16 protein-coding genes and 1 pseudogene are annotated in these 18,633 nt (G+C 72.2%); 9 read left to right on the top strand and 8 right to left on the bottom strand.

Annotated elements, in window-relative coordinates:
* Positions 1 to 28 precede the first annotated feature (28 nt).
* The 4 genes from ACY0PA_RS12695 (at position 29) to ACY0PA_RS12680 (ending at position 4,113) form a co-directional block, all read left to right on the top strand.
* Complete coding sequence (locus ACY0PA_RS12695) at positions 29 to 649, top strand: TetR/AcrR family transcriptional regulator (RefSeq protein ID WP_473084720.1); 621 nt, start codon at positions 29 to 31, stop codon at positions 647 to 649.
* A 13-nt stretch (positions 650 to 662) separates the two neighbouring features.
* Complete coding sequence (locus ACY0PA_RS12690; protein WP_473084719.1) at positions 663 to 1,820, top strand: acetyl-CoA C-acetyltransferase; 1,158 nt, start codon at positions 663 to 665, stop codon at positions 1,818 to 1,820.
* A 199-nt stretch (positions 1,821 to 2,019) separates the two neighbouring features.
* On the top strand, positions 2,020 to 2,223 hold the full coding sequence (locus ACY0PA_RS12685) for a cold-shock protein (protein WP_042152846.1): 204 nt from the start codon (positions 2,020 to 2,022) through the stop codon (positions 2,221 to 2,223).
* Positions 2,224 to 2,412: 189 nt separating this feature from the next.
* Positions 2,413 to 4,113 carry a DEAD/DEAH box helicase gene (locus tag ACY0PA_RS12680; protein ID WP_473084718.1) on the top strand — a complete coding sequence of 567 codons (1,701 nt, stop codon included), beginning with the start codon at positions 2,413 to 2,415 and terminating at the stop codon, positions 4,111 to 4,113.
* Positions 4,114 to 4,207: 94 nt separating this feature from the next.
* Here the strand turns inward: ACY0PA_RS12680 and ACY0PA_RS12675 are convergent, their stop codons facing one another.
* The 5 genes and pseudogenes from ACY0PA_RS12675 to ACY0PA_RS12655 form a co-directional block, all read right to left on the bottom strand.
* Entirely contained in the window at positions 4,208 to 4,381 is a 174-nt protein-coding gene (locus tag ACY0PA_RS12675) for a tyrosine-protein phosphatase (RefSeq protein ID WP_473084717.1), read from the bottom strand.
* Positions 4,382 to 4,408: 27 nt separating this feature from the next.
* Positions 4,409 to 5,473, bottom strand: coding sequence for an NAD(P)H-dependent flavin oxidoreductase (locus ACY0PA_RS12670; RefSeq protein ID WP_473084716.1), 1,065 nt, complete (start codon positions 5,471 to 5,473; stop codon positions 4,409 to 4,411).
* A complete protein-coding gene (locus ACY0PA_RS12665) occupies positions 5,470 to 6,180 on the bottom strand; it encodes a CoA-transferase subunit beta (RefSeq protein ID WP_473086304.1) in 711 nt (236 codons plus the stop codon). The genes ACY0PA_RS12670 and ACY0PA_RS12665 overlap by 4 nt, the downstream gene beginning before the upstream one ends.
* A 99-nt stretch (positions 6,181 to 6,279) precedes the next feature.
* A pseudogene (locus tag ACY0PA_RS12660) lies at positions 6,280 to 7,131 on the bottom strand (CoA transferase subunit A); the annotation flags it as partial.
* Positions 7,128 to 7,967, bottom strand: coding sequence for an enoyl-CoA hydratase family protein (locus tag ACY0PA_RS12655; RefSeq protein ID WP_473084715.1), 840 nt, complete (start codon positions 7,965 to 7,967; stop codon positions 7,128 to 7,130). The pseudogene ACY0PA_RS12660 and the gene ACY0PA_RS12655, both read right to left, overlap by 4 nt.
* A gap of 88 nt (positions 7,968 to 8,055) precedes the next feature.
* Between ACY0PA_RS12655 and ACY0PA_RS12650 the strand changes: the two genes are divergently transcribed.
* Together ACY0PA_RS12650 and ACY0PA_RS12645 are read left to right on the top strand one after the other, a co-directional pair.
* Entirely contained in the window at positions 8,056 to 8,811 is a 756-nt protein-coding gene (locus ACY0PA_RS12650; RefSeq protein WP_473084714.1) for an SDR family oxidoreductase, read from the top strand.
* Between the two features lies 1 nt (position 8,812).
* Positions 8,813 to 9,760 (top strand): SDR family oxidoreductase, encoded by a 948-nt coding sequence (locus tag ACY0PA_RS12645; protein ID WP_473084713.1) that lies wholly within the window; start codon positions 8,813 to 8,815, stop codon positions 9,758 to 9,760.
* A 214-nt stretch (positions 9,761 to 9,974) separates the two neighbouring features.
* Here ACY0PA_RS12645 and ACY0PA_RS12640 read toward each other — a convergent pair whose 3' ends face one another.
* The 3 genes from ACY0PA_RS12640 to ACY0PA_RS12630 form a co-directional block, all read right to left on the bottom strand.
* Positions 9,975 to 11,453 carry an ankyrin repeat domain-containing protein gene (locus ACY0PA_RS12640; protein ID WP_473084712.1) on the bottom strand — a complete coding sequence of 493 codons (1,479 nt, stop codon included), beginning with the start codon at positions 11,451 to 11,453 and terminating at the stop codon, positions 9,975 to 9,977.
* A 48-nt stretch (positions 11,454 to 11,501) separates the two neighbouring features.
* Positions 11,502 to 12,395, bottom strand: coding sequence for a hypothetical protein (locus ACY0PA_RS12635; RefSeq protein ID WP_473084711.1), 894 nt, complete (start codon positions 12,393 to 12,395; stop codon positions 11,502 to 11,504).
* A gap of 286 nt (positions 12,396 to 12,681) precedes the next feature.
* Positions 12,682 to 14,427, bottom strand: a complete 1,746-nt coding sequence (locus ACY0PA_RS12630; protein ID WP_473086303.1) for a beta-galactosidase — start codon at positions 14,425 to 14,427, stop codon at positions 12,682 to 12,684.
* 137 nt (positions 14,428 to 14,564) lie between these two features.
* Here ACY0PA_RS12630 and ACY0PA_RS12625 point away from each other — a divergent pair, with 137 nt between their 5' ends.
* The 3 genes from ACY0PA_RS12625 (at position 14,565) to pepN (ending at position 18,485) form a co-directional block, all read left to right on the top strand.
* Complete coding sequence (locus ACY0PA_RS12625; protein WP_473084710.1) at positions 14,565 to 15,476, top strand: helix-turn-helix domain-containing protein; 912 nt, start codon at positions 14,565 to 14,567, stop codon at positions 15,474 to 15,476.
* Positions 15,477 to 15,487: 11 nt separating this feature from the next.
* On the top strand, positions 15,488 to 15,823 hold the full coding sequence (locus tag ACY0PA_RS12620; protein ID WP_473084709.1) for a chorismate mutase: 336 nt from the start codon (positions 15,488 to 15,490) through the stop codon (positions 15,821 to 15,823).
* 124 nt (positions 15,824 to 15,947) lie between these two features.
* The gene (pepN, locus tag ACY0PA_RS12615) at positions 15,948 to 18,485 is read left to right on the top strand and encodes an aminopeptidase N (protein WP_473084708.1); all 2,538 of its coding nucleotides are present in this window, start codon (positions 15,948 to 15,950) and stop codon (positions 18,483 to 18,485) included.
* Positions 18,486 to 18,633: the final 148 nt, after the last annotated feature.

Genomic DNA, 18,633 nt, shown 5'->3' with positions numbered 1-18,633 from the left:
GCGTGCCGGTGAGGACGACAATGGACCCGTGCCTACCAAGAAGAAGCCCCAGGTGACCGCCTCGCCCGAGCGCCGCCGCGAACTCCTCGACACCGCGGCCGAGGTCTTCGCCGCCCAGGGGTACAACGCCACCACCGTCCGCAAGATCGCCGACCACGCGGGCATGCTCGCGGGCAGCCTCTACTACCACTTCGACTCCAAGGAGTCGATGCTCGAAGAGATCCTGCGGACCTTCCTCGACGAGCTGTGGCACGGATACGACTCCGTCCTCGACTCCCGGCTCGGCCCCAGGGAAACCCTGGAGGCCCTCGTCACCGAGTCCTTCCGCGAGATCGACCGGCACCGCGCCGCCGTCGCGATCTACCAGAAAGAGTCCAAGCACCTCGCGGTCCAGGAGCGCTTCGAGTTCCTGGCCGCCTCCCAGCGCAAGTTCGAGAAGGCGTGGCTCTCCACCCTGGAGCGCGGCGTCGCCGCCGAGGTGTTCCGCGGCGACCTCGACATCCGGCTCACCTACCGGTTCGTCCGCGACACCGTCTGGGTCGCCGCGTCCTGGTACCGCCCCGGCGGACAGCACAGCCCCGAGGAGATCGCCCGCCAGTACCTCTCGATGGTCCTGGACGGCATCGCCGTACGCGCCACCCAACCCTGAAGGGAAACCCGTCATGGCCGAGGCCTACATAGTCGAAGCGGTCCGCACCCCCGTAGGACGGCGCAAGGGAGGCCTCGCGGCCGCCCACCCCGCCGACCTCGGCGCGCACGTCCTCAAGGAGCTCGTCGCCCGCTGCGGGATCGACCCCGCCGCCGTCGAGGACGTCGTCTTCGGCTGCCTCGACACGGTGGGCCCGCAGGCCGGTGACATCGCGCGGACGGCCTGGCTCGCCGCCGGCCTCCCCGAGGAGGTCCCCGGCGTGACCATCGACCGCCAGTGCGGTTCGTCACAGCAGGCCGTGCACTTCGCGGCGCAGGGCGTCCTGTCCGGCACCCAGGACCTCGTCGTCGCCGGCGGCACCCAGAACATGACGCAGATCCCCATCGCCTTCGCCTCCCGCCAGGCCGGCGGGCCCCTCGGCCTCACCGACGGCCCGTTCGCGGGCAGCGAGGGCTGGCGAGCCCGCTACGGCGACCAGCCGGTGAACCAGTTCCACGGCGCCGAGCTCATCGCCGGCAAGTGGGGCATCACCCGCCGTGACCAGGAGGAGTGGGCCCTGCGCTCCCACGAACGCGCGATCCGCGCCATCGACGAGGGCCGCTTCGCCCGCGAGACCGCCGCCTACGGAGACGTCACCGTCGACGAGGGCCCCCGCCGCGACACCACCCTGGAGAAGATGGCGGGCCTCAAGCCCGTCGTCGAGGGCGGCACGATCACCGCGGCCTGCTCCTCGCAGGTCTCCGACGGCGCCGCCGCGCTGCTCCTCGCCTCGGAGCGCGCCGTACGCGAGCACGGCCTGACCCCGCGCGCCCGCGTCCACCACCTCTCCGTACGCGGCGAGGACCCCATCCGCATGCTCTCCGCGCCGATCCCCGCGACGGCGTACGCGCTGAAGAAGACCGGCATGTCCATGGACGACATCGACCTCGTCGAGATCAACGAGGCGTTCGCCCCTGTGGTCCTCGCCTGGCTCAAGGAGACGGGCACGGACCCCGAGAAGGTGAACGTGAACGGGGGAGCGATCGCGCTGGGCCACCCCCTCGGCGCGACCGGCGCGAAACTGATGACGACCCTGCTGCACGAACTGGAGCGCACGGGCGGGCGCTACGGACTGCAGACGATGTGTGAGGGAGGGGGCCAGGCGAACGTCACGATCATCGAGCGTCTCTAGTCCCGTGACGGTCGTGCTAAGGTCGACGACGTTGCAGTTTTGGTACCCATAGACTTTATGTGCGCCTGACGGGAATGTTCCTCAGGCGCATTATTGTTTTCCGGCCGGTCCTCCGGGCCAACTCCGGATGGGGCTCAATGGTGCGACTGGAGATTCGAAGGACTCGGATTTCCGTACCGCCCCAGTAAAGGAGATTGTTATGGCCACCGGAACCGTGAAGTGGTTCAACTCGGAAAAGGGCTTCGGCTTCATTGAGCAGGACGGCGGCGGCGCCGACGTCTTCGCCCACTACTCGAACATCGCCACCCAGGGCTTCCGTGAGCTCCAGGAGGGCCAGAAGGTGACGTTCGACGTCACGCAGGGCCAGAAGGGCCCCCAGGCGGAGAACATCCTCCCCGCCTGAAACACCGCTTGATCCCAGGATCACGCACCCCACGGCCGGGGTCCGCACCGCGAAGGTGCGGGCCCCGGCCCGTGCTGTCCCCAGGCCTGCGGCTCGCAGATGCGTCGATGGCCACACCAGGCCGGCGGCCCGCAGACGCGTCGATGGCCACCGGCTCCCGGCCGCTCAGGCCCAGGAAGGCATGCCCGCATGGCTAACCCCGCACGTCCGCCCCGCCCGACCCGCAACCGGTCCGCATCCGCTTCAGGAAACGCGGGCGCCGGAAACGCCGGAAGGAATTCCCGGGGCGGAAGGTCCGGCGGAAAGGGCCGCGTTCCCGAGCGCAGGCCCACGCCGCCGCAGGAATTCACGATGCCGGAGAACACGACGCCCGCGCTGCCCGCGGCCGCGACGTTCGCCGAGCTCGACATGCCGGCCGGCCTTCTGAAGACGCTCACCGAGCAGGGCGTCACCGAGCCGTTCCCCATTCAGGGCGCCACCCTCCCCAACTCCCTCGCGGGACGCGACCTCCTCGGCCGCGGCCGCACCGGCTCCGGCAAGACCCTCGCGTTCGGCCTGCCGATGCTCGCCCGCACCGCCGGCCTCAAGGCCGAGCCGCGTATGCCGCTGGCCCTCGTCCTCGTGCCGACCCGTGAGCTCGCCCAGCAGGTCACCGACGCCCTCACTCCGTACGCGGGCGCCGTCAGGCTCCGTCTGACCACCGTCGTCGGCGGCATGTCGATCTCCCGCCAGGCGTCCTCCCTGCGCCGCGGCGCGGACGTCGTCGTGGCGACGCCCGGCCGCCTCAAGGACCTCATCGAGCGCGGCGACTGCGACCTGTCCGAGGTGCGGATCACCGTCCTCGACGAGGCCGATCAGATGGCCGACATGGGCTTCATGCCGCAGGTCACGGCGCTCCTGAAGCAGGTTGCCCCGGGCGGCCAGACCATGCTGTTCTCGGCGACGCTCGACCGGAACGTCGACCGGCTCGTCCGGCAGTTCCTGACCGACGCGGTCGTCCACTCCGTGGACCCGTCGGCCGGCGCCGTCACCACGATGGAGCACCACGTCCTCCACGTGCTCGACGAGACCGACAAGAAGGCCGTCACCGCGCGCATCGCCGCCCGCGAAGGCCGCGTGATCCTCTTCGTCGACACCAAGCGGTCCGCCGACCGGCTCGCCAAGCGGCTCCTCGCCAGCGGAGTCCTCGCGGCGCCGCTGCACGGCGGACGTTCGCAGCCGCAGCGCAACCGCACCCTGGAACAGTTCAAGGACGGCCGGGTCACGGCCCTCGTCGCCACGAACGTCGCCGCCCGCGGCATACACGTCGACGACCTCGGCCTCGTCGTGAACGTCGACCCGCCGACCGAGCACAAGGACTACCTGCACCGCGGCGGCCGCACCGCCCGCGCCGGCGAGTCCGGCAGCGTCGTCACGCTGGTCCTGCCCGAGCAGAAGCGCGACGTCACGCGCCTCATGCGGGACGCGGGCATCCGCCCGGAGACCACCCAGGTCAAGTCCACCGACGAAGAGCTCGTCCGCATCACCGGCGCGCGGGAGCCCTCCGGCGTCCCCGCCGTCATCGAGGTCCCGGAGCCGACCGCTCCGGCCGCCTCCGGTGCCCGCAAGCCGCGGCGCAGCCGTGGCGGCAGCGGACGCGGCCAGGGCGGCGGCCAGGCAGGGCGTGCCCAGGGCGGGCGCGCGCAGGCCGGGCGCGGCGAAGGCGGCGGCCAGGGCGGCGGGCGCGGCCAGGCCGTCCAGGGCGGTCGCTCCCAGGGCGCCGGTGGCCGAGGCCAGGGCGGTCGTGGCCAGGGCGGTCCCGTCCAGGGCGGCGCCGCTCAGAGCGCCGGCGGGCGCGGTGGCCGGGCGCGGCGCGGTCCGCGTGACGCCGGGCGCGGCGCGGCCGCGTAAGCGGTACTCCAGCTGAGCAGCGGGGCGGTGGGACGAGGCGAACAGCCTCGCCCCACCGCCCCGCTTCGCGTTCGCGTCAGTCTTCGCGTTCGCGTCAGTCGAGCAGCCGGTGGCGCAGGGCCGCGACGGTGTCCAGATCGAAGCCGAGCCCCTGCGAGACGTACTGGCCCAGGCTTCCGTGGTCCGCCCGCGCCTGGCCGACGGCCGCGGCCGTCAGGGTGGTGAGCGCGGCGCCGGCGAGGGCACGTCTGGACACAGTGCGTGGCATCGCTGAACTCCCTTGCGGGAAGCGGGATCACCCTGGGGCAGGCAGGGTGCCGAGCACGTGCCGGGCCTCTGACATGACGCGAGTGACGAGTTCCTCGCAGCTCGGAAGGTCCTCGATCACCCCCGCGACCTGGCCCGATGCCATGACTCCGAGGTCGGTGCGGCCCTCGACCATGGACGCCTTGAGGAGCATGGGGGTGTTCGCGGCGAGCAGGACCTGGCTCCACGAAAGTTCCTTGCCGTGCTTCATCGCCAGCCCGTCGCGGACCATCTGCGGCCAGCTCAGGCCCGACAGCTTCCTGAACCCGGCGGCCCGCCGCACGGCCTGCACGAGCGCGCGCGTACGCCCCGCCCGTTCAAGTGAGTTGACGAGATCGGTACGCAGCATGCGGTGCGGCAGACCGTCCACGGCCGTCGTCACGGTGACGTCCTTGACCGTGGCCGCCAGATATCTCGCCTTCACCGCGTCCGGGACGGTCGAGTCGGAGGTGAGCAGGAAACGGGTGCCCATGGCGACGCCGGCCGCGCCGTACGCGAGGGCGGCGACCAGGCCGCGCCCGTCATGGAACCCGCCCGCGCCGATCACCGGGATGTCCACGGCGTCCACGACCTGCGGCAGCAGCACCGTCGTCGCGACGTCCCCCGTGTGCCCGCCGCCCTCGCCGCCCTGCACGATGACGGCGTCCGCGCCCCACGCGGCGACCTTCTCCGCGTGCCGCCGGGCACCGATGGACGGGATGACGACGACGCCCGCGTCCTTCAGCTCGGCGATCAGGTCACGGGACGGCGCGAGCGCGAACGAGGCGACCCGCACACCCTCGTCGATGATCACCCGCACGCGGTCCCGCGCGTCACCGGCATCCGCGCGCAGATTGACCCCGAAGGGTTCGCCCGTACGGGACTTCACCTCGCGCACCGCCGACCTGAGCTGGTCGAGGGACATGGTGGCGGAGGCGAGGATGCCGAGCGCCCCGGCGTTCGCCGACGCCGACACGAGGCGCGGGCCCGCGACCCAGCCCATGCCGGTCTGCACCAGCGGGTGGCGCACGCCGACCAGTTCGGTCAACGCCGTCTCGAGTGTCGCGTCGCTCATACGGGCCTGACCTCGCGGTCGCGCAGGCCCTTCGGGTCGATGACTTCGCGGATCAGCCGGAGTTCCTGGGGGGTGGGCTCGCGCGTGTACGGCACGTCGGCCCTGTCCGGCAGGACAAGCGGGAAGCCCGTCGCCGCGATCACCTCGTCGACGGTGACCCCGGGGTGCACGGACGCGAGGCGCATCGAGCGGTCCGGCGTCTCGAAGTCGAAGACGCCGAGGTTCGACACGACGCGTGGGATGCGGTGGTAGCGCGTCGCCGACGGTCCCGCCGCGGCGGCGCTGTCGTACCCGACCCCGCTGATCATGTCGACCTTCTCGACGAACACGCGCGCGGAGTGCTTCGGGACCCAGTAACTCACCGGATTGTTGAGGGTGTTGACGGGTGCGCCGCGGACCCCGAGCAGCTGGCGGGCGGGGCGGTCCCAGTCGCCGATGCACGAGATGTTCTGGTTGCCGTGCCGGTCGATCTGGCTCGCGCCCATCATCACGTGGCGCCTGCCGCCGGTGACCATGGTGAGGTGCTGACGGTAGGGAAGCCAGCCCTCCGGCTCCCCGTCGAGACTCACGGTCATCGCCTCGCCGTCGGTGAGGAGGAGATCGGGGGAGAAGGTGCGCTTGGCGAGGCGGGCCCCGACGGACGGGATCAGGCCCATGGGGCTCGCCAGGATCTCACCGCTGTCGCGCCAGGCGTCGGCGCACGCGATGACGCAGTATTCGGCGCGGGTGGGGGTGGTGGCGGAAGCGGTGGCCGTTGTTACCGGGGTGGGTGCTGTCGCCGGTGTGGCGGTGACTCCGGCGGGCTGCTCGCGCTCCGCGTGCCAGGTCCGTACGGCTTCCTGATAGCTCTTCTCGTCGCCGCACGCCGGCAGGAAGCGCTCGGCGAACTCGGGCCAGGGCGTGGTCGCGTACAGCTTCTGGAATGCCTCGTCCCGCCCGTAGTCGGGGGCGCACGACGTGAAGTGCGCGCCGTTCGGCGTCTCGACCACGCCGGTGACCGCGTGCCGCTTGACGAGGAGGGTCTGCGGAACGGCGTCCCCGACGTCGCCGAATCCCTCCACCAGCTCCTCGCACGACACGTACGCCGTGTCGGCCGCTTCGCAGAACAGGTCGTCGAAGTACGGGTCGGGGCCGAGGTACTGGCCGTTTCCGTGCCGGTCCGCGCGGTTCATGTGGACGAGCGCCGCGTCCATCCTCAGCGCCGGCATCGCGACCAGCGTCTCCCCGTCCTCGTACGGCGAACCGACCGTCTTCAGCGCGGGGTTGACGCGCATGACGTCCGAGCCGATGCCGGCCCGCACCGGGATGAAGGGGAGCCGGTTCGCCGCGGCGTGCAGGCCCCACATGAACATCGCCTCGTCTACCTCCGTCAGCTCGAACGCGCCGCGCTGGCGGGCCTCGCGGAAGTGCGGTTCGAGCGGGATCGAGTCGAGGGTCACGAAGGCGGTGACCAGCTTGCGGATCTTGCCGGCGGCGGCGAGCAGGCCTACGTCCGGGCCGCCGTACGCGACGACGGTGAGATCCGTGACGTCGCTGCGCAGCAGGGCCCGTACGAGGGCCATGGGCTTGCGGCGCGAGCCCCAGCCGCCGATGCCGATGGTCATGCCGCTGCTCAGGCGGGCGACGACGTCCTCGGGCGTCATGGTCTTGTCCGTCACGTGGCTTCCCCCTTGGTTGCCGTGCCCGTGCCTGCGGCAGTACTTGGGCCAGTCCCTGTACCTGTCCCTGTACCTGTACTTGTGCCTGCGTCTGTGCCGAACGTGTCGCGGACGCGGTCCGCGACACCGCTGAGGTTCGCCTCGAAGGTGAAGCCCTGCTCGAAGCGGTAGCTCCGGCGTACGTCGACGGGGTCGATGCCGTTGATCGCGGCCTTGGCCAGACGGATGAGCGAGCCGTCCTTGCGGGCGATCTCGCGGGCCAGGTCCAGTGCGGCGGCCCGGAGTTCGGCCCGCGGCACGACCTTCCAGACGGAACCGTGCGTGTGCAGCTCCTGCGCCGTCGCCGTGCGCGAGGTGTAGTAAAGGGCGCGCATCAGGTGCTGCGGCACGAGCCTGGCGAGATGGGTCGCGGCGCCGAGCGCTCCGCGGTCGAGCTCGGGGAGGCCGAACGTGGCGTCGTCCGAGGCGACGATCGCGTCCGCGTTGCCCACGAGGCCGATGCCGCCGCCCAGGCAGAAGCCGCCCACCGCGGCGACGACCGGCACCTCGCACTCGTACACGGCCGCGAAGGCCTCGTAGCAGCCGCGGTTGGCGCCGATGAGGGCGCCGTGGCCGCCGGACGCCGTGTCGCGCTGCATCTCCTTGATGTCGACGCCCGCGTTGAACCCCCGGCCCTCGGAGGCGAGGACGACGCAGCGCACGTCCGGGTCGCGGCCCGCCGCGCGCAGGGCGTCGGCCAGGTCGTACCAGCCCCGCACCGGCAGCGCGTTGACCGGAGGGAAGTCCACCGTGACGACGGCGATCCCCTTTTCGGGTGAGGAGGTGGAGACACCCATGGCGTTCAGCTACCTTTCCACCTAACGTTTGTTTGGTAGGAAGGTAGCAGGCGATGGGGACGAGCGGAATGGACCTGGGGTGGACGGCATGAATCTGAGCTCAAGGCCCCTGAGGGGGAAGGTCGCGGTCGTCACCGGGGGCACGCGGGGCGTGGGGGCCGGGATCGCGGCGGCGTTCGTGCGGGCGGGGGCGGATGTCGTGGTGTGTGCGCGCAGACCCCCCGAAGAGCCGCTGCCCGGCTGCGAGTTCATACCGGTCGACCTGCGGGACGGTCCGGCCGTACGGCGCTTCTTCGCGGGCCTCGACCGGGTGGACGTGCTGGTGAACAACGCGGGAGGCACGCCGTACCGGCTGCTCGGCGAGTCCGACGCGGAGCGGCACGCGCGCGTGGTCGAGCTCAATCTCACGGCGCCGATGACCGCGTCGCTGGCCGCGCGGGAGCAACTGCGGCGTACGCGTGGCGCCGTCGTGATGATCGGCAGCGTGAGTGGCGCGAGACCCTCGCCGGGCACGGCGGCCTACGGGGCGGCCAAGGCGGGCCTGGAGAACCTGGCGCGCTCGATGGCGGTGGAGTGGGCGCCCGAGATACGGGTGAACACGCTGGTCCTCGGGATGGTGCGCACCGAGATGTCCCATCTGCACTACGGGGACGAGGAAGGCGTGGCGGCGGTGGGGCGCACGGTGCCGGTCGGCCGCCTCGCCGAGCCGTCGGAGATCGGGGACGCCGCGGTGTTCCTCGCCTCGGACGCGGCGTCGTACATCACGGGGGCGAGCCTCCTGGTGCACGGAGGCGGGGAGCGACCGGCGTTCCTGGACGCGGCAACTGTCAACAAGGAGGCGTGACATGGAGAAGGGCACGGGAGCGGATATGGGTGCGGGTGCTGGTTCGGGGCTGTGTGCGGGGCGGGTCGTGATCGTGACGGGGGCCGGGCGAGGCTTGGGGCGCGCGCACGCGCTGGCGTTCGCCGCCGAGGGCGCACGGATCGTGGTCAACGATCTGGGGGTGGGCCTGGACGGGGCACCGGCGCCGGACAGTCCGGCGGCCCAAGTGGTCGAGGAGATACGGGTCCTGGGCGGCGAGGCGGTCGCCCACGGCGGTGACATCGCGACCACGCAGGGCGCCGCGTCCCTCGTCGCCACGGCCCTCGACACCTTCGGGCGCCTGGACACACTGGTCAACAACGCGGGCTTTCTCCGCGACCGGATGCTGGTCAACCTCGACGAGGACGACTGGGACGCGGTCATGCGGGTGCATCTCAAGGGCCACTTCCTGCCCTTGAAGCACGCGGCGGCGCACTGGCGCACGGAGGCGAAGGCGGGCAGGACGCCCTCGGCCCGGGTCGTGAACACGTCGTCGGGGGCGGGGCTGCTCGGCTCGGTGGGGCAGGGCAACTACAGCGCGGCGAAGGCCGGCATCGTGGGCCTGACCCTGGTCGCCGCGGCGGAGATGGCGCGGTACGGGGTGCAGGTGAACGCGGTCGCGCCGGCGGCCCGCACCCGCATGACGGAGCGCACGTTCGCCGACACGATGGCCGCCCCCGAGGACGGCTTCGACGCGATGGCCCCGGAGAACGTGTCGCCGGTGGTGGTGTGGCTCGGCTCCGCCGCGAGCGACGGTGTGACCGGCCGCGTCTTCGAGGCGGAGGCCGGCCGCATCACGGTCATGGAGGGCTGGCGCCCGGGCCCCACCGCCGACAAGGCGGCACGCTGGACCCCGGCCGAGGCCGGGGAGGCGGCGAGGGAACTCCTCGGCAGGGCGGAGGTTCCGGGGGCGGTGTACGGGAGCGGGTGACGCCCCGTAGGGGGCGTGCCCCGCCCCTGCGAGCCCACCCCGACACCTTCCCGCTGAGCTGCGTCACCTTCCCGCTGAGCGGGAATCCGGCCTCCCTCCACGTACCGGCTCCGACCCACCGTCTGGCCCACCTCGGTGCACCGCACCGCGGGTGGAGACGTACCCGGGCCCGGCGCGACGATCGGGCCCGCCATGGCGTTCAGCTGGGCCGCCGTCAGCGACATCGCGGGACCGTCCACTCAAGACGGGCTCTGACCCGCGCATTCGGGACGTGGCGGATCGCGTCCCGCGCCGTGTCGTGCGCGTACCCGCCCGGCGCCTGACAGGCGAGGATCCGCGCGAGCGCCTCGACGGCCCGCGGATCGTGGCGCAGCGCCAGACCGCGGGCCGCCTCCGCCGCGGCGTCCGCGACCGGGTCTTCGAGGAGCGCGGCCAGCGCGTCGCGCACCTCGGCCGTGTCGGCAGGCGCCGCGGCGAGCGCCGCCGCGGCCCAGTTGCGCACATCGCCGTCCGCGTCGTGGGCCAGCGCGACCAGTGCGGCGACGGCCTCGTCGTGACCGGCGGGCACCAGGCCCGTCAGGGCGAGCGCCACCGCGCGCCGCACCCGCGGCTCCCGATGCCCGGCGTGGAGCAGGATTTCCGGCAGCGCGGCCGGATCCCCGAGATGGCCGAGCGCGACGACCGCCGAGCGCAGACCCGCGCTGTCGCGGGCCGTTCGGGCCAGGGCGCGCAGCACGGGCAGCGACCTGGCCGTGTACCGGCCCCGCGGCCCCAACTGCCCGAGCACGTCCGCCCCGAAGGCCCGCCGCAGCGCCTCATCGCTCGCGCACCACGCGGACGCCGACCGATACGTCTCCTCGTCACCGCGCGCCTGGAGCACCGCAACGGCCTCGGTCCAGTCGTCGTCGTCCGGGTCGCCGCGACGCAGCGCACGCTCCGCAAGCTCGGCGGCCGGCGTCACGACACCCAGGTCCGCCTCCAGGAGCGTGGCGATCGCCGCGTGCCCCGTCTGCATGTCGTTGCCCGAACGCGGCCGCCCCTCCTCGTCCAGCAGCTCCACGACCACGGTCACCCCACCGTCCTCTGTGAACTGCTGCGTCACCGTCTCGCTCTGCGGCTGCTCAAGGCCCGCACGCAGCACCGCCGCCACATCCACACCGCACCAGGCCAGCGCCTCCGCGAGCGCCTCGGTCCGCCCCGGCGCGCCGTGTTCGAGCAGCGCCCGCACACACCCCGTCGACCCGCGCCTCGCCGCCGCGACCAGCAAAAGCCCGCCGCCGGGACCCGGCAGCTGCGGATCCGCGCCGCCGTCGAGCAGCGCACGCACCACCCCTTCGTGCCCGCGCTGGAGCGCCCACGTCATCGCCGTGAACCCGAACTCCTCGCGCAGATCGACCCGCGCGCCCGCCGCGAGCAGCGCCCGCACGACCTCCGTGTGCCCGCCGCACGCCGCCCCGCACAGCGGCAGATCCGAGCCACTGCTCAGCCGGTCCGGGTCAGCCCCGGCCGACAACAGCAGCCGTACGATGCCCGGCTCGTCGCTCACCGACGCCAGATAGAGCGCCGTACGGCCCTCGTCGTCCGGCTCGTCCGCCGCGGCACCCGCGCGCAGAGCCCGCACCACCGCGTCCTCGTCACCGCCGTACACCGCGTCGAACAGGCCGCCCGCGCCCGCCTTCAGCTCTTCGTCCATCTGTCGACCATCGCCCCTCACCCGGGGTGAACGCAAAGCGATTTGAGGCTATGTGTCGCAATCCATGGCGGTGTGGCACAGTGCGCACCGCGCCCGCACCCGGCCCCGCACCGGCACCCTGATCCGCTGATGGCACGTCGGGCACGGAAACGTCACCCGCAGCGCGGACCCCTCCGTCGAGAACGCGTACGCACCGCCCGGCGCCACCGTGCCCACCCCGCTCTCCCGCGCCTCACGCCGGTCCTTCGCGTACCGCCGCCGCCCCGCCCACCCGGCCGCCGTCAGCGGCGGCCGCTGCTCGTCGGCCCGCGCCCGCGCCAGCCCCTTCGTGTACGCGGTGTAGGCCTGCGCACTGGTGAACCACGTCTCCGGCGCCTCACCGAACGCCAGCGACCGCTTGGCCAGGACGTAACCGAACTCCTCCGGCGTGAGATAGCCGAGCTTCTGCGACGACGCCGCGTCCTCCCGGTACGCGTCGAGCAGCAGCCAGCCGGCCCCCAGATAGGTGGTCGCCGTGTCCGTGAGGATCTCGTTGTCCCGCGTCCCCGGGAACGAGAGCCCGAGCCGGTGCAGATAGACGTGCATGACCTCATGGGCGAGCGCGGCCCCGATGTCACGCTGATGTGTACGGAACCGGTCGTTCAGCTCGATGAAGTACTCCGGACCCGCCGCCAGCTCCACATTCGCCGCGTGCGTCATCTCGCGGAAACTGACGATCATCCGCGCGTCCGGCAGCCGGTAGTGCCGCACCAGCTCACGCGCCACCCGCTGCGCCCCCAGATACAGGTCGTCCTGGTCGCAGAACGCCACGTCGACCGGGGCGACACTCGTCTCGAAGGCGTGCACGGTGTCGTACGAGAGCCGCTTGTACAGCGCGGTCACCGCCGCCCGCACCGTCTCCAGATGCGGAAAGCCGTGCTCCACCGGTCCGCCGTTCGCCACGCCCGCACCCCCTGGGGCCGCCCGGGCACCACCGCCCGGACACCGGAACTCCACTGTACGGCGGGATCCGGCAGGCCCACCGTGCGCGATCAGTCCAAGACCTCTCCCCCCTTTGTCCATGGGCCCGCACGCTCCGCACGCACCATCGTGATCAGCGCGCCCCACCATGAGCGCAGCGAGGACCGTGCCCGCCGGCTCCCACGGAGAGCGGCCCGCACCCCGTCGCGCGTAAAGAGGGGCCGGTTCCGTGATCCGGAACCGGCCCCGTACGTCCGCCCGGCGGTGCCTACGACAACGTCACGCGCGGCTCGCCCGCCGCCTCCGTATCAAGCACCCACACCTCGTTGCGGCCCTCCCGCAGCACGGGACCGGGAACGTACAGCGAGTGCTGCGGGCCGACCGACCAATAGCGTCCCAGGCTGAAGCCGTTCACCCACACGAACCCCCGTGTCCAGCCCGGCAGTTCGAGCTCCGCATCCCCGGCGCCGCTCACCTCGAACATGCCGCGGTACAGGCCGGCCGCCCCCGCAGACCCGTCCGCCGGCGCCAGGCCCCGCACCGCGTCCGCGTCGTCGAACGCGTCCAGGCGCAGCGCCTGCGCCCGCACCCCGTGCAGATACTGCCGCTCGTGCAGCACCCCGCCCGTGATGCCCTTCGACTCACCCGTGCGCGGCCCGTAGTTGACCCGGCCCAGCGACTCCACCCACAGCTCGATGTGCGCGGGTCCCGCGACGGGCTCCGCGAGGACCGGCTCGTCCTCCGTGAGCACCCCGGCCCGCACCCCGTCCACATACACCACGGCGCGGTCCCGCAGCCCCGCCACCCGCAGCGGATACGCCCGGCGCGGCCCCGGCACGTCGACGCTGTAGCGGACCAGCCCCCGGTCCACGTCGAGCTCCTCGAACGTCGGCGGCACCGCGTACTCACCCTCCGCCGAACCGAGCCCGTCCAGGACCGCGTCCAGCGGCACGTACGAGGTCAGCTCCGCCGTCACCGCTGCGGCCAGCGCCGCCGGCTGCCCGGGCACGTCCACAAGCGGCTCGTCCGCGTACGCGGCGAACACCTCACGGAAGCGCCAGAACTTCTCCGTCGGCCGCCCGTGCTCGTCGACCGGCGCGTCGTAGTCGTACGACGTCACATCGGGCCGGAGCAGGCCCTCGTGCAACGGCCCCGCACGGTTCGCCCCCGCCCAGCCGCCGAAACTCGTCCCGCCGTGCGCCATGTACAGATTGACCGACGCCCCGCACGCCAGGATCTCCCGCAAAGCTGCCGCCGCGTCCTCGGCGCCGCGCACGACATGATCCGCGCCCCAGTGGTCGAACCAGCCGCACCAGAACTCCATGCACATCAGCGGACCCTTGGGCCGGTGCCGGCGCAGCGTCTCGAAACCGCCCCGCGCGTTCGACCCGAAGTTCGCCGTCGCGAGGACACCCGGTACCGACCCGCCCGTCAGCATGTGGTCGTCCGGACCGTCCGACGTGAAGAGCGGCACCGTCACCCCGAGCCCGCGCAGACCGTCCGCGAGATGCGCCAGATACACCTGGTCCGAGCCGTACGACCCGTACTCGTTCTCCACCTGCACCATGATCACCGGGCCGCCCCGGCCGAACTGCCGCTCCACGACCTGGGGGAGCAGCGCCGCGAACCAGCGGTCCACCGCCGCCAGGAACTCGCCGTCCCTGGTCCGCACCCGCGAGCCCAGCGGACCCGTCAGCCAGTGCGGCAGCCCGCCGTTCTCCCACTCGGCACAGATATAGGGACCCGGACGCACGATCGCCCACAGCCCCGCCTCGCGCACCGCGTCCAGGAACCGGCCCAGAGCCCCCACGTCACGCAGCTCGCCGGGACGCGGCTCGTGCAGATTCCACGGGACGTACGTCTCCACACAGTTCAGGCCCATCGCCCGCAGCATCGCGAGACGGTGCCCCCACTGCTCCTCGTGCACCCGGAAGTAGTGCAGCGCCCCCGACAGGAGCCGCACCGGCCGCCCGTCGACCTCGAAGTCGTCCTCGCCCACTGTGAACCCGGCCATCATGTCCCTCTCGCTCACGTACTGCCCGCCACGATCACCTCTGGCGGGCGGCACGGTCCATGGACAAAGATCAGCCCTGTTTGGACGGAACGCGCGCACCACCGGCACCACACCCGCCCAGGAAGGGACGCAAGCGGATGTACCACACCTGGATGCGGTATTTCACCCCCAGCCCGGCCCACCACCGCCTCGGCCTCGTCTGCCTCGGCGTCGGCCTCCAGTACGGCGCCCTGCCCACCGTCGGCCCCCGCACCCTCGACCACCACGTCGCCGTCGTCATCACCGCCGGACGCGGCTGGTACCAGGCCCCTGACGGCCGCCGCACCGCCGTCACCGCACCCGCCCTCATCTGGGTCACCCCCGGCACCCCCCACCACTACGGGCCCGACCCCGACACCGGCTGGGACGAGTGCTTCGTCGACTTCACCGGCCCCGCCACCACCACGTACACCGAACTCGGCTACATAGAGCCCGAACGCCCCGTCGTCCCGCTCTCCGACGCCGCACACGCCCGCACCGCCGTCGGCCGCATCGCCCGCGCCGCCCGCCGCGGCAACCCCCTCCTCGAAGTCGAGACCGCCGCCGCCGTCCACGAACTCCTCGTCGCCCTGCGCCGCGCCCGTGCCGACATGGCCCCCGACGGCGACCCCGTACTCCAGTCCCTCGCCCGCGACGCCTTCCAGCCCCTGTCCGTCGCCGAACACGCCGCCCGCCACGGCATGACCCCCGCCGAACTGCGCACCGCCGTACGCCGCGGCGCGGGCTGCAGCCCAAAGGACTACCTCCTCGGCATCCGCCTCGGCCGCGCCAAGGAACTCCTCGCCGCCACCGAACTCCCCGTCGCCGCCGTCGCCCGCCGCGTCGGCTACGACGACCCCGCCTACTTCTCCCGCCTGTTCACCCGCCGCGTCGGCACCGCGCCCGTCCGCTTCCGCGAACAGCAGGGCCGCACCGTCCCCGGCGGCTGGTCGCACACGGTCCCCGACCCCGACGACCCGCCGATGCTGCGCTCCCCGGGCCCCACGATCGAGCGCCCTCGCGCCACGTAGGGTTTCCTCCCATGACCAACAGCAACGCCGCGGACACCGTGGACTCCGCCGTCCGCGCCGAACTCGCCCGCCTGCGCGACAGCATCGACAACATCGACGCCGCTGTCGTCCACATGCTCGCCGAACGCTTCAAATGCACCCAGCAGGTCGGCCACCTCAAGGCCGAACACGCCCTGCCCCCGGCCGACCCCTCCCGCGAGGCCAGCCAGATCACCCGCCTGCGCCAGCTCGCCGAGAGCGCCAAACTCGACCCCGCGTTCGCCGAGAAACTCCTGAATTTCATCATCAGCGAGGTCATCCGCCACCACGAGCAGATCGCCGCCAGTTCAAGCCCCTCCGGCGATTGAGGAGCGGGGTCCGGGGCGGAGCCCCGAGGCCTCGGCACAGGCGCCGGGACATCGCGCCGACGGGCACCAGCCCCTCGCCCCGTCCACCCTGTTCCCCGCCGGAGGCGTACGGCACGATAACCAAATGCCCGTACTGACGCGCGACGAAGCGCAGACCCGAGCCCGGCTCATCGACGTCCAGCGGTACGAGATCGACCTCGACCTCACCCGCGGAGCCGACACCTTCGACTCCACCACCGTCATCGGCTTCACCACCCGCACCGCCGGAGACACCTTCGTCGAGGTCAGGCCCGCAGCCCTGCGATCCGTCACCCTCGACGGACAGCCCCTGGACCCCGCCGCACTCGACGGCAACCGGCTCCCCCTCACCGGACTCACCCCCGGCCCGCACGAACTGCGCGTCGAAGCCGCCATGGCCTACTCGCACACCGGCGAAGGCATGCACCGCTTCACCGACCCCGCCGACGGCGAGACGTACGTCTACACGCAACTGTTCATGGAAGACGTCCAGCGCGTCTTCGCCGCCTTCGACCAGCCCGACCTGAAGGCCGTATTCGACCTCACCGTCACCGCCCCCGACGGCTGGACCGTCCTCGCCAACAGCGTCACCGAGTACCTCGGCGAGGGGAAGTGGCAGGCCGCCACCACCCCGTTGCTGTCCACCTACCTCGTCGCCGTCGCCGCCGGACCCTGGCACTCCGTACGCACCGAGCACCGCGGCCTGCCCTTCGGCCTGCACTGCCGCCGTTCCCTCGCCCCCTACCTCGACGCCGACGCCGAAGAAATCCTCGACATCACCCGCGCCTGCTACGACCGCTACCACGAGAAGTTCGAGGAGCCCTACCCCTTCGACTCCTACGACCAGGCGTTCGTCCCCGAGTTCAACGCCGGCGCCATGGAGAACCCCGGACTCGTCACCTTCCGCGACGAGTTCGTCCACCGCTCCGCCGTCACCGACACCGAACGCCAGACCCGCGCCATGGTCATCGCCCACGAAATGGCCCACATGTGGTTCGGCGACCTCGTCACCCTCCAATGGTGGGACGACATCTGGCTCAACGAGTCCTTCGCCGAATACATGGGCTACCAGACCCTCACCGAAGCCACCCGCTTCAAGGACACCTGGGTCGACTTCGGAGTGTCCCGCAAGGCCTGGGGATACGACGCCGACCAGCGCCCCTCCACCCACCCCGTCGCCCCCGACGCCGACGCGGTCCCCGACACCGCGTCCGCCCTGCTCAACTTCGACGGCATCTCCTACGCCAAGGGGGCTTCCGCACTACGGCAGCTGGTCGCCTGGCTGGGCGAGAAGGACTTCCTCGCCGGCATCAACACCCACTTCCAGCGCCACAAGTTCGCCAACGCCACCCTCGCCGACTTCATCGCCTCCCTCGCCCACCACACGGACCGCGACGTCCACGCCTGGGCCGACACCTGGCTGCGCACCACCGGCGTCGACACCCTCACCGCCACCCTCACCGAACACCCGGGGCAGACAGAACTCACCCTCACCCGCGACGGCAGCCGCCCCCACCGCGTCACCGTCGGCGTCTACGACCGCGACCTCATCGACGGCGCCACCCTCGTCCGCCGGGAACTGAGAGACATCGACATCCCAGCTATCCCGGCCATCCCCGCCACCCCAGACATCCCCGTCGACGGTGAACACCGCCTCCCCGGCCCCCGCCCCGCCCTCGTCGTCCCCAACGACCAGGACCTCACCTACGCCAAGATTCGCCTCGACCTCCACTCCGAGGAAACCGCCCTGCGCAGCCTGTCCCGCGTGCCCGACCCCCTCACTCGCGCCGTCCTGTGGAACTGCCTGCGCGACAGGGTCCGCGACGGCGAACTCGAAACCCTCACCTATCTCGAAGCCGCCCGCGCCCACCTCCCCGGCGAACGCGAACTCGCCAACGTCCAGGGCGTCCTGGCCTTCGCCCGCATCCAGGTGGCCGACCGCTACACCACCCCCGCCGAACGCCCCGACGCACTCGCCCTCGTCACCGACCTGTGCACCGACCTCATCCGGCGCACCGAGGACGGCAGCAACCCCGGCCTGCGCCTCACCGCCGTGCGCACCCTCATCGACAGTGCCGCACACGCCGACACCATCCGCGACTGGTACGACAGCGGCAGCGTCCCCGGCGGCCCCGAACTCGACCCCGAACTGCGCTGGCGCATCCTCGGCCGCCTCTGCGTACTCGGCGCCGTCGACGACGCCGTCATCGAGGCCGAACTCACCCAGGACCCCAGCGCCACCGGCCAGGAAGGCGCCGCCCGCTGCCGCGCGGCCCTGCCCGACCCCGACGCCAAACGCGCCGCCTGGGACGCCATGTTCACCACCGACGAACTCTCCAACTACCTCTTCACCGCCACCGCCCAGGGCTTCTGGCAGCCCGAACAGAGCGACCTCCTGCACCCCTACGTCGCCCGCTACTTCCCCGACGCGGTAGCCGTCGCCCACCGCCGTGGCCCCGCCGTCGCCGACGCCGCGGGACGCTGGGCCTTCCCCGCCCACGCCGTCGACACCCACACCCTCACCCTTGGCGAATCCTGCCTGGAGGACGACGACCCCATCCCCGCCCTGCGCCGCAAACTCGCCGACCAACTCGACGACCTCGCCCGCGCCTTGAAGATCAGGACGGCCACCACCGCCTACTAGGGCCTGGAATGTACGGGGTCCGGCGTGCCCGGACCCCGTACCACCAGCCACCCCGCCGCCGCCCAATCCCCGCACGGCAGTACCACTTTCGGGTTCCGATCGTTGTGATCGACGGGCACGCCACCGCCACCGCAGACAGGCTGGAGGC

It is taken from the genome of Streptomyces sp. DS1-CR2 (genome assembly GCF_055760475.1).
This window is presented reverse-complemented; position numbering and strand designations above follow the sequence as displayed.

What these genes read in the sequence shown, in the direction of transcription:
- ACY0PA_RS12690 (WP_473084719.1), top strand. Translation starts at nt 663, where the DNA reads ATGGCCGAGGCCTACATAGTCGAAGCGGTCCGCACCCCCGTAGGACGG.
- ACY0PA_RS12685 (WP_042152846.1), top strand. Translation starts at nt 2,020, where the DNA reads ATGGCCACCGGAACCGTGAAGTGGTTCAACTCGGAAAAGGGCTTCGGC.
- ACY0PA_RS12680 (WP_473084718.1), top strand. Translation starts at nt 2,413, where the DNA reads ATGGCTAACCCCGCACGTCCGCCCCGCCCGACCCGCAACCGGTCCGCA.
- ACY0PA_RS12675 (WP_473084717.1), bottom strand. Translation starts at nt 4,381, where the DNA reads ATGCCACGCACTGTGTCCAGACGTGCCCTCGCCGGCGCCGCGCTCACC.
- ACY0PA_RS12670 (WP_473084716.1), bottom strand. Translation starts at nt 5,473, where the DNA reads ATGAGCGACGCGACACTCGAGACGGCGTTGACCGAACTGGTCGGCGTG.
- ACY0PA_RS12655 (WP_473084715.1), bottom strand. Translation starts at nt 7,967, where the DNA reads ATGGGTGTCTCCACCTCCTCACCCGAAAAGGGGATCGCCGTCGTCACG.
- ACY0PA_RS12650 (WP_473084714.1), top strand. Translation starts at nt 8,056, where the DNA reads ATGAATCTGAGCTCAAGGCCCCTGAGGGGGAAGGTCGCGGTCGTCACC.
- ACY0PA_RS12645 (WP_473084713.1), top strand. Translation starts at nt 8,813, where the DNA reads ATGGAGAAGGGCACGGGAGCGGATATGGGTGCGGGTGCTGGTTCGGGG.
- ACY0PA_RS12640 (WP_473084712.1), bottom strand. Translation starts at nt 11,453, where the DNA reads ATGGACGAAGAGCTGAAGGCGGGCGCGGGCGGCCTGTTCGACGCGGTG.
- ACY0PA_RS12630 (WP_473086303.1), bottom strand. Translation starts at nt 14,427, where the DNA reads ATGGCCGGGTTCACAGTGGGCGAGGACGACTTCGAGGTCGACGGGCGG.
- ACY0PA_RS12625 (WP_473084710.1), top strand. Translation starts at nt 14,565, where the DNA reads ATGTACCACACCTGGATGCGGTATTTCACCCCCAGCCCGGCCCACCAC.
- ACY0PA_RS12620 (WP_473084709.1), top strand. Translation starts at nt 15,488, where the DNA reads ATGACCAACAGCAACGCCGCGGACACCGTGGACTCCGCCGTCCGCGCC.
- pepN (WP_473084708.1), top strand. Translation starts at nt 15,948, where the DNA reads ATGCCCGTACTGACGCGCGACGAAGCGCAGACCCGAGCCCGGCTCATC.